Consider the following 9,793-nt stretch of genomic DNA (forward strand, 5'->3'; position numbering starts at 1 on the left):
GTCTGACAGCGCGACGGTCCGCGGTCTGCCGCGCGGGCGAACCTGGACCGGCCGGTTGAGCACCTTCGCGACCATGGCCTGGAAGCGCGGGCTACCGAGCACGCGCTGTTGTTGGATGTGCGAACGGATGGCCGAGAGGTCTTCGTCGTCGAAGCTGGAACGCAGCCATTCGGCGTAGGCGCGCGCTCGCTCGTCCGGATCCGCTCCGAGCGCGTAGTACACGGGGTGGGGGCTCAGGAAGTCCAGAGGGGACAGCCCGAGATTCGCCCGTGCGCTCGACCAGGGATAGCGCGCTGGCTCTTCGACCATCGCGGCGCGGACGGGATTGAGCTCGATGTATCGATAGACGCTGAGTGCATAGCGCTCGGTGTCGACCAGGCATGAGTGGAAGCGGCTTTCCCAGAGCGTCCCGGTGCGGCCATGGCGACGATTGAAGGCGCTCACGTAGCATTGGTTCAGACGTCTCATGGCGTAGGCAAGATCATCGGTCCGATCGGGTGTTGCGAGCAGGTGGACATGGTTGGTCATCAGCACGTAGGCATGGACACGGATGTCATGTGCGAGCGCGGTCTCGGCCAACAGATCGCGATAGCGACGATGGTCATCGGCATCGACGAAGGTCGCGCCTCGATTGACGCCGCGCTGTGTGATATGAAGGGGTATGCCTGCGATGAGCAGGCGCGGACGGCGAGGCATCGGGATGGCCGAAGTGAGCGATGTCCGCATGGTGCAATCCCGCCGCTGCCATCGTCATCGGCGAAATCCCGCGTGCGCGTGTACGAAAGTGCCCTGTTTCAAACAGACAGCTACTCCGTTCCCATTTCTCCCGTCCGGCTGCGGCGGCGGGCAACAAAGGGGACGGAGTAATTATCCGTTTGAATTTTCCTGTGACAGCGCGACGGTCCGCGGTCTGCCACGCGGGCGAACCTGGACCGGCCGGTTGAGCACCTTCGCGACCATGGCCTGGAAGCGCGGGCTACCGAGCGCGCGCTGCTGTTGGATGTGTGAACGGATGGCCGTGAGGTCTTCGTCGTCGAGGCTGGAACGCAGCCATTCGGCGTAGGCGCGCGCTCGCTCGTCCGGATCCGCTCCGAGCGCGCAGTACACGGGGTGGGGGCTCAGGAAGTCCAGAGGGGACAGCCCGAGATTCGCCCGAGCGCTCGACCAGGGATAGCGCGCTGGCTCTTCGACCATCGCGGCGCGGACGGGATTGAGCTCGATGTATCGATGGACGGTGAGTGCATGGCGCTCGGAGTCGACCAGGCATGAGTGGAAGCGGCTTTCCCAGAGCGTCCCGGTGCGTCCATGGCGACGATTGAAGGCGCTCACGTAGCACTGGTTCAGACGTCTCATGGCGTAGGCAAGATCATCGGTCCGGTCGGGTGTTGCGAGCAGGTGGACATGGTTGGTCATCAGCACGTAGGCATGGACACGGATGTCATGTGCGAGCGCGGTCTCGGCCAGCAGATCGCGATAGCGGCGATGGTCATCGGCATCGACGAAGGTCGCGCCTCGATTGACGCCGCGTTGTGTGATATGAAGGGGTATGCCTGCGACGAGCAGGCGCGGACGGCGAGGCATCGGGATGGCCGAAGTGAGCGATGCCTGCATGGTGCAATCCCGCCGCTGCCACCGTCATCGGCGAAATCCCGCGTACGCGTGTACGAAAGCGCCCCTGTTTCAAACGGATAATTACTCCGTCCCCGTTTCTACACACGCCATGTCGGCGGAGCCGACCAGCGTGATTGGACGCCCGGCCTGGCGGGTCGCCGACTGCACCAGCAGCGCACTGGTGATGAGGTAACTCGTGGTCGCCATGGCAGGCGACCACGCCTGCTCGTCGGCTCAGAGCAGATCGTCGGGCAACGTCATGGCGTTCCCGCTGGCGAGGTGGGTGAGTTGCATCGAGACAGTTTCCGGTGGGCGGCTTCCAGTGCAGTTGCTGCATTGCTGTCAAATACCTACAATGATGTCATCGAATGCATTGCATGAGAAGGAGATGCCCCATGGCCGTTCTGACCGTCCGCAACCTGCCCGACGAAGTGCATCGCGCCTTGCGCGTGCGCGCCGCCGATCACGGGCGCAGCACCGAGGCTGAGGTGCGCGCCATCCTCGAATCCGCCGTGAAACCGGCAGGCAGCCTGAAACTTGGCTCCTTGCTGGCCGATATCGGGCGCAAAGCCAAGCTCACCGATGCCGAAGTCGATTTGATCGCGGAGCGCGACCGGTCGCTGCCGCGAGAGATCGACTTCGGATGATCCTGTTCGATACCAACCTGATCTCCGAGCCGCTGCGCCCCACGCCAGAACCGGCGGTGGTGACGTGGATCGATGCCCAGCCCATCGAGACCTTGTTTCTCTCTGTCATCACCGTGGCGGAATTGCGCGCCGGTATCGCGTCCTTGCCCGCTGGCAAGCGTCGCGACACCTTGCGTGAGCGCATCGAGACGCAGGTGCTGCCGCTGTTCACAGGCCGCGTACTGGCCTTCGACTTGGCCGCGACACAGCCCTATGCCGAGTTGCTGGCGAAGGCCAAGCCCAAGGGTCACAAGATTGCGCTGGCCGATGCCTACATAGCCGCCATCGCGCTGGCGAACAGGATGTCCGTGGCCACGCGCGACGTCGCACCATTCAAGGCGGCGGGCGTCACTGTCATCAATCCTTGGCCATAACAAAAGGGACGGAGTAATTATCCGTTTGAATTTTCGGTTATAGCCAAGGTTGGCGGAGTCAACTCCGAAGTGCACCACCACGGTCGAAGGACGCCCCTGGCTTGGCTTGAGGCCAGTCCACCCGACGGCAAGGCTCGATGCAGCCGACAAGCGTCCGCGCTCAGGCGGGCGGCGGGGGCGGCGCCTCGGCCTTGGGCAGATCGACCACCGCACGCGGTGTGCTGCGCCAGTAGCCGCCCTGCGTCCACGCGGCGAAGCCTTCGCGCATCCAGCGCACGAGCGCACTCGCCAGCCACAGCGCCCACACCAGCATCGCCACCTGATAGCACCACAGCGGCAGGCTGAAGGCTTGCGCGAGCGGCAAGGCATCGTGGCTGCGATCGGCGAACCAGCCGAGCTGGTACTGGCTCGACTTGTAGCCGGCCACATGCATGTCGGGCGCGCCGAGCAGGCCGTGGCGGATCGAATCGAACAGGAACAGCACCGCGATCAGGGTGAAGAACACCATGCCGATCTGCATCAGGTTGAATATCGCCTCGCCCTTGGGCATTGCGCCGCGTGCGCGCCAGCGCAGCGCAAACAGCCACGCGACGACGATCACCAGTGCGAGCCACGAATAGGTCGAAAAGCCGATGCCCAGAAGTAGCCACTGCCACAGCTTGAGCGGCGAGTTGGGCAGGCGCGAGAGTGCGAGCGCGATCAGCAGCATCACCGCCAGTTCGCTCCAGTAGAGCACCGCAGGCCCGGTCGCCGGGCCACTGGTTGCAAGCAGCCAGCGGTCACGCGGCAGGCTCATGGTGAGGTCGATGTTTGCTGCCGGCAGGCCAAGCGCAATCGCAGGCGTGGCGATGCGCGTGCCCAGCGCCTGATTGTCGCGGAAGCGGATCTCGAAGCGGTGTGAGCCAGGCAGCAAGGGCAGGCTGAGTTTGCCATCCTGCGGGCGCAGGTTGAGCGGGGCACCATCGCGGCTGAGGCCGAGCAGTTCGGCATCCTTGGGCAGGCTGATCGCCTGTTCGCCGCCTTGGCTGGCGCGCAGCGTGAGCACGAGCGTGGTCGTGGATGCGCGCTGACCGACTTCCTGCGTGAGGCCGACCGAATCGACTGCGCGCGTTGCGCCCTGCATCGCTTCGGGTTGGCTGATCGCCAGCGCCAGAGTCTCGCCAGGCAAGGGATCGAATTCGAAGGCCATGGCTTCGCCTGCCTGCGCATCGAGCGGCGCCACGCGCGGCACTCCGCTGTAGTCGACATGCCACTTGAGCCCGGCCACCACTTGCCAGACCTCGGCATGCGCATCGAGCGCGGGCGCAATCAGCTTGAGCGATTCGCGCTTGTCGAAGGTCGAGGTCCAGCTCGCTTCATCCTCGCCATCGGCGAGCGCGACATTGACGGTGCCGTTGTCGATCTTGAAGCCGCTGCTGGTGACGTGCTCGCCTTCGAGCAGCGGAATCGCCACCGTGAAGCCGCCTTCATCGGGCGCGATGCGCTCCACGCGTGTCTCCACGCTCCAGTCCGTATCGAGCAGCAAGGTGCGATGCACGCGCACGAAGGGCGCGAAGCGCTGCGCATCGACATGGGCGCTGGTCTCGGCCGCGCTTTCGGCGCTGCTGCGTGCGCGGGTCAGGGTGAGGGTTTCGGTCTGCAGGCGGCCATCAGCCAGGCCGGCGACTTCCCAGCTCTCGCCGGAGAATTGGGCGCGCATCGGACGCAGCGCAAACGCGAGAGCCACCTTGTCACCACTGGCCTCGAACACGAGTTCGACACGGTGTACGCCGCGCGTGAGCGCCGTGCGCAGGGTGCCGGCATCACGCGCCAGCGCATCCTGCACCACGCCATCCACGCGCAGGCTGCGCAGCGTGAGCGTGGTTGCATCGAAGGGCAGCGGCACCGCGCTTGGTGCTGCGATCTGCACGTCGAGCGCGACCGTCACCTCGCTGCCGCGTGCGTTGATCTGCGCATTGGCGATCGCCGCGCAGTTGGGCGCGCACTTGGGCACTTCGGTCAGACGCGTGCGCAGCTCGTTGAGCAAGGTGTCGGGCGGGAAGGTTTGCGCCATGGCCGGTGTGTGGGCGCACAGTGCGGCAAGACCGAGCAGGGCGAGCGGCGCAGCGCTACGCAGCTTGCCAAACACGTTGCGCAGTTGCGGCTGCAGCGGGCGCAGGGCAAGGCCGATCAGCAGCAAGAGCAGTCCGGCAAGCACCACCCGCAGCGGCCGTACCAGCCACGGCGGTGCGATCACCAGACGCACGTCCTGACCGGCCAGAACGGGCCCGCTCCAGCTCAAGTCGTAGCGATGGCCCAATTGCCAGTTCGGTTCGCCATTGCCGGTCTGCACGATGGTGGGTTCCTTGACCTTGGACAGATCGCGCGGTGGCATGCGTGTGCCCGAGACGGTGATCGATTCGAGCGTCGACCTGGCCGCTCGGTTCACCATGTCCTTCGCTTGGGGCGGCGGCGGTGCAGCGGGTGCAGGCATTGCAGCCGGCGCGGGCGCGTCGTTCATTTGCCCTTGTGCGGCGTACTCTTCCATGTCGGCTTCGGTCGACGGGATGTTGCCGCTGTATGCATCGAAGATGCTGACGTTTTCCAATTGCGGATGCAGGGCCAGCCGCACCTGCCAGGCAATGAAGGGCAGCGCCACGAGCAGCAGCAGGGCGAGCGCGCCATTGCGCAACCAGGCCACGCCGGTGGCGAGCCGCCCTTCGGGCAGGGCGCGCACGAGCACCACCAGGGTGCACACCAGCAGCAGGGTCCACAGCGGCGCGCCCGGTTCCTGATAGCCGAGCAGCAGGTAGGCAATCGCGGCGAACCCGCCGATCAGCTTGAAAGCGCGCCAGGCGAGCAGGATCAGGATCGCGGCGAGGAACACGTCGAGCAGGGTCCAGGCGGCGATCCAACTGCCCTGCGCGCGATCGGCGCCGGGCGCACCGAGCAGGCGATAGCCATTGGGCAGGTGCAGCACCGTCCGGATGCTGTCGAAGCTGCCCTGCCAGCCGCTGATCGGCATCTGCATGCCCGCATCATTGATGCGCAAGCCGGCATCGACATTGATCGCAGCCCTGCGCCACTCCACGCCGCTCAGGCCGGCCTGCGCGCCACGCGTGATCTGCAGCGAGTCACCGGCGCGGCCGCCGGCAAGCACCGCATGAGCACGTTCGAGCGTGAACGGCGCGGCCACGTCGAGGCGCCAGTCGCGCAGCATCGTGCCTTGCAGGCGATCATGCGCGAACCAGCCATCGCCGGAGAAATCGAGCCACATTTCCCGCTGCAGGGTGAGCCGGTTGCTTTCGTCGCCCGCGGTTCCACGCGAGCGCTCCTCGACCTCGAGCCTGGCGTTCTCGCCCATCGCGAAGGCAGGCAAGGCGCTCCACTCCGGTGGCACGCTGCTCTGGCGCGGATCGACCGGCAGTGCGCTGCTTGCAACGCTCACGCGCAAACGCGGATCGGCGGCATAGCTCCAGATTTCCTGCGTCGGCCAAGGCGAGGTGCCGAGCCGGGCGGTGACTTGGGTCAGCGGCTTGGTTGCGCGCGCTTCGAGCCTGAGTGTGCTGCTGCCCGGCTGCACGCGCACGCGCAGACGGCCATCGGCATCCAGACGTGCAGGCCATTCGCCATCGAGCGCAATCGGTGCAAACCCTTCGGGCAGGGCCGGGCCGATCGTTTCCTCGCGGACCTGGCCCGAGGCGTGCAACTCGATCATCGTGGTGAGCTGCGCCGGCACGCCATCACGGAGGCGCCGGAACACGCGCAATTCGAGACTGTCGGCTGCGGGTGCGACCGCGGTGCTGCGGCCCAGGCTGAGTTCGTTGCCGTCCTGCTGCACCGGAATGATCGGCTTGCCATCGACGCTGAGCGCCACCACGCCCAGCGCGATGGGAACCTGCAGGCTCTGCGGGCGCTGCGACCAGATCAGGCGTCCGCGCAGCTCGTGGCCGCCGGCCGTGAGCCACACCGCAGGCCCATTGCGATCGATCACCGCGGCCGCCTGGCCGTCGAGCGTGACTTCTTGCGGCCAGTGTTCGGCATTGCCGGGCAGCGGCACCCAGCCATCGGCATCGACGCGCCAGTGCTGGCTGAACTGCGCACCATCGGACTTGGCCGCAATGGTGAGTGTGCCGGGCCAGGCGCAGAGGAAGTCATCGGCCGCATTGCCGGCGCGGCCGGCGATCAGCGGGCAGGCACGAAATTCCTGACCCTTGAGTACCCATCCGCGCCATGCCTCGAGCGCGCCCGGTGTCGATGTCTGGGCTTGGCTGACTGCGGCAAACAGCAGCAGGAGCAGGCAACTGAGGCGAACGGTGAGCGAGCGCATGGGCCTTTCCTTGTGGTGGGGTCGGGTCTGGAACGGTACGCAATCGGACGCGGGGTTCTTGATTTGTGATTTGAAGATCGATCCTTGCCTGGGGCGCTGGCCGGCGCGCTGTGACCGGTTTCAGCGGCTCGCCGGTATCGTGAACTCGGCTGCGCTCGGGCAGGCATTGCGCATGCGTTTGCCACAGGTGCGTGGTGCGAGGTCCCTGTCCAGGCAGACACGCACCTCGACCAGATCGCCGCGGCTGCAGTTGAACTTCATCATGTTGTCCTCGAGCCCGGGATTGGCGCGCTTGAATGCGTCGCGCAACTGTGCCGAAGTCATCGTCAAATCGCGGCGCGGGGCCTTGAGCTCGGACGGCGTCTGCAGCGCGGCAAACGCGCGGTCGGCCAGCGCGAAGTACTGCGCGGGCGTGAGTCCCGAGCAACTGCCGTGGGCGCCCCATTCGTGGTTGATCAGTCGCCGGCTCGGCATGAAGGCGAGCGCAGCCTCGGCGGTCTTGCGATCCACCTGCAAGTCGGTGGCGCAGCGCTGCGGGCCGCCGCCGTTTTCGTACTGCGGCCACAGGCCATGCACGATGAAGCCATAGCCCTTGTGGCCGCATTGCTCGGTCTCGTCGGGGTGCGTCTTGCACCAGGTCGGCGACCACGACAACGCGAGCAGGAAATAATCGTAGTTCCCGGCGGATTCCGTTTTTCTGGCGCTGTCCGGGCGTGCCGACGCATCGCGGTGCCGCTCGCGGGCGAAGCCGGTGGACGCGAGGCAAAGCGCCAGTGCGATCAGGGCAAGACGGACATGCAGCATGGATCGACCCGGCATGAAGGACTGCCGCGCACGCTAGCATGATCGGCGCAGCGCGTCCGCAGCGGGCATCGACGCGTTATGATGCGCGCCTTTTTCCGCCTGAAGAATCCGCATGAGCCGACGCATTGCAGCCCGCCGCTCCCCGATCCACGGCAACGGCGTTTTCGCCCTCGTCGACATTGCCAAGGGCGTCGAGCTGATCGAATACCGCGGCCAGTTGCTGAGCGTGGCCCAGGCCGACCGCAAATACGCCAACACCAGCGACTCCGGGCACACCTTCCTGTTCACGCTCAACGAGAAATACGTGATCGATGCCAATGTCGATGGCAGCATTGCACGCTGGATCAATCACAGCTGTGCCCCGAACTGCAAGGCATTCGTGCATGAATCTGCCGATGGTGACCCGCGCAAGGACCGCGTGATCATCGAATCGCTGCGCGCGCTCAAGGCCGGCGAGGAACTCACCTACGATTACGGCATCGTGCTGGACGAGCGGCTCACGCCCAGGCTGAAGGCGATTTGGGCCTGCCGCTGCGGTTCGCCACGCTGCAGCGGGACTTTGCTCAAACCCAAGCGGCCCCGTCGCCCTGCGCCCGCCGCCGGCAAGCGCCCGCGCAAGGCCTGAGCCCGCGGTCGGGCTGGACTGCGCGGGCAGGGCCGGCCGATCCGGAATCGGCCGCGCGCACCATTTGCCAGCGACATGCCCGGGCACGTAGGATCGCGCTCAGGCGAAGCCACAGGCTGGAACGTGGACGGCGAAAAAGTCATCGCATGCATTGGCATCGGTGAGGCCGAATTGGCCCACTTGCGCCTGCTGTTGCGCTCTTGCGCCAAGGAATTGACCACGTCCTGGCGTCTTGGTCAGGAGGCCGGTGCCGATCTGCTCATTGTCGACGTCACGGATTTCGCCGGCGGCATGGCGCAGGTGCGTGCCCGCGGTACCGGCATACGCTGCGCGGTCTTCTCCGACGCGCCATCGGCCGACGCCGATTTCGTGCTGCAGCGACCGCTGCAGCGCGCCAATCTCGTGAGCTTGCTCAATCGTGTCGCCAGTGGCGAGGCGCGACCGGTTGCGCCGCGCCGCGATGCCGCCTTCCACGTCAATGACATCGGCATCGGCATGGTCGAACCCCTGCCGGAACCAGCCGAGCGGCGGGGCGCGCCCGGTCTCGACGATCTGCTCAAGGCCTGGCCCAACGAATTCGCCGCCGAACCGACCTCGCGCCCCAGGCAGCGCCTGGCGCTGGAGCCGCCGCCTCACTTCGCCACGCGCGAGGTCATGCTCGAGCAGACCGCGCAGCGCTCGATGCGCGAGTTTCTCGACGGTGAATTGCTGCGCGCGCCGTCGCGCGTGGTTCTGGGCAAGGCGCCGCCGCTGCATCTGGATCCCAAGCACCGCATGGCCTACATCCAGGGAGGCCTGCAGAGCGTTGAGGCCTATGCCTCGACGCGTTGGCGGCTGTGCGACTGGGTGCCGCTCAAGAGCGCCGAGTTGGCGCAAGCGCGCGAGAAGCTCGCTGCGCTGTCCTATGCGCAATTGGTCTGGCTCGATGTGCTGCTGCACTCGGCCGGCACGCTCGCCCGCCATCTCGATCCGAAGGCGACATTCCGCCTGATCCAATGGACCGATGTCGATCCCAACTATGGCTGGGTGTTCCGCATCGCATCGACCATGCTCCAACCCATGCGCCTGCACGAGATTTCAGCCGCATCGGGCACCAAGATGGGCGACGTCTTCAACGTGGTCAATGCCTACGATGCGATTGGTCTGATCGAGGCGCGTCTGTCCGCACCCGACGAAAAGGAAAACACCGGCAAATCACTGTTCAGCCGCCTGCGGGTTCGGCGCTGAGTTCTCTTCGCGTGGCGGTATATCGGCTCGCGCCGAAAGTTGGCCTCGGTAGCCTCCGCTGCGCCGACGCGAGAACCGACTGGCTTCCATGTCTGTTCGTCCCGCATCCTTGAGGTTGGGAATTTCGGCTGGCGCCGAGGTTTTGCATTGTCTTGGC

General features: G+C 66.0%; 8 protein-coding genes. 4 read left to right on the top strand and 4 right to left on the bottom strand.

Features of this window, described 5'->3' with window-relative positions:
* Together KF759_RS13875 and KF759_RS13880 are read right to left on the bottom strand one after the other, a co-directional pair.
* On the bottom strand, positions 1–696 hold a 696-nt coding region (locus KF759_RS13875), incomplete at its 3' end, for a transposase (protein ID WP_291226439.1).
* Between the two features lie 171 nt (positions 697–867).
* Positions 868–1,611, bottom strand: a complete 744-nt coding sequence (locus KF759_RS13880) for a transposase (protein WP_345777437.1) — start codon at positions 1,609–1,611, stop codon at positions 868–870.
* A gap of 395 nt (positions 1,612–2,006) precedes the next feature.
* Here KF759_RS13880 and KF759_RS13885 point away from each other — a divergent pair, with 395 nt between their 5' ends.
* Positions 2,007–2,258 carry an Arc family DNA-binding protein gene (locus KF759_RS13885; RefSeq protein WP_291226440.1) on the top strand — a complete coding sequence of 84 codons (252 nt, stop codon included), beginning with the start codon at positions 2,007–2,009 and terminating at the stop codon, positions 2,256–2,258.
* Entirely contained in the window at positions 2,255–2,671 is a 417-nt protein-coding gene (locus tag KF759_RS13890) for a type II toxin-antitoxin system VapC family toxin (protein ID WP_291226441.1), read from the top strand. The genes KF759_RS13885 and KF759_RS13890 overlap by 4 nt, the downstream gene beginning before the upstream one ends.
* Before the next feature lie 160 nt (positions 2,672–2,831).
* On the opposite strand, the gene KF759_RS13895 is transcribed toward KF759_RS13890, so the two are convergent.
* Positions 2,832–6,980 carry a hypothetical protein gene (locus tag KF759_RS13895; RefSeq protein ID WP_291226442.1) on the bottom strand — a complete coding sequence of 1,383 codons (4,149 nt, stop codon included), beginning with the start codon at positions 6,978–6,980 and terminating at the stop codon, positions 2,832–2,834.
* A 120-nt stretch (positions 6,981–7,100) separates the two neighbouring features.
* A complete protein-coding gene (locus KF759_RS13900) occupies positions 7,101–7,784 on the bottom strand; it encodes a ribonuclease T2 (RefSeq protein ID WP_291226443.1) in 684 nt (227 codons plus the stop codon).
* A gap of 112 nt (positions 7,785–7,896) precedes the next feature.
* Here KF759_RS13900 and KF759_RS13905 point away from each other — a divergent pair, with 112 nt between their 5' ends.
* Together KF759_RS13905 and KF759_RS13910 are read left to right on the top strand one after the other, a co-directional pair.
* The gene (locus tag KF759_RS13905) at positions 7,897–8,409 is read left to right on the top strand and encodes an SET domain-containing protein-lysine N-methyltransferase (RefSeq protein WP_291226444.1); all 513 of its coding nucleotides are present in this window, start codon (positions 7,897–7,899) and stop codon (positions 8,407–8,409) included.
* A 123-nt stretch (positions 8,410–8,532) separates the two neighbouring features.
* Positions 8,533–9,636: a hypothetical protein gene (locus tag KF759_RS13910; protein ID WP_291226445.1), complete on the top strand. Its 1,104-nt coding sequence runs from the start codon at positions 8,533–8,535 to the stop codon at positions 9,634–9,636.
* Positions 9,637–9,793: the final 157 nt, after the last annotated feature.

It is taken from the genome of Dokdonella sp. (genome assembly GCF_019634815.1).
In the GTDB taxonomy this organism is placed as follows: domain Bacteria; phylum Pseudomonadota; class Gammaproteobacteria; order Xanthomonadales; family Rhodanobacteraceae; genus Dokdonella_A.

Excerpts from the sequence above, each read along its gene's own strand:
- KF759_RS13880 (WP_345777437.1), bottom strand. The coding sequence starts at position 1,611 with ATGCAGGCATCGCTCACTTCGGCCATCCCGATGCCTCGCCGTCCGCGC.
- KF759_RS13885 (WP_291226440.1), top strand. The coding sequence starts at position 2,007 with ATGGCCGTTCTGACCGTCCGCAACCTGCCCGACGAAGTGCATCGCGCC.
- KF759_RS13890 (WP_291226441.1), top strand. The coding sequence starts at position 2,255 with ATGATCCTGTTCGATACCAACCTGATCTCCGAGCCGCTGCGCCCCACG.
- KF759_RS13895 (WP_291226442.1), bottom strand. The coding sequence starts at position 6,980 with ATGCGCTCGCTCACCGTTCGCCTCAGTTGCCTGCTCCTGCTGCTGTTT.
- KF759_RS13900 (WP_291226443.1), bottom strand. The coding sequence starts at position 7,784 with ATGCTGCATGTCCGTCTTGCCCTGATCGCACTGGCGCTTTGCCTCGCG.
- KF759_RS13905 (WP_291226444.1), top strand. The coding sequence starts at position 7,897 with ATGAGCCGACGCATTGCAGCCCGCCGCTCCCCGATCCACGGCAACGGC.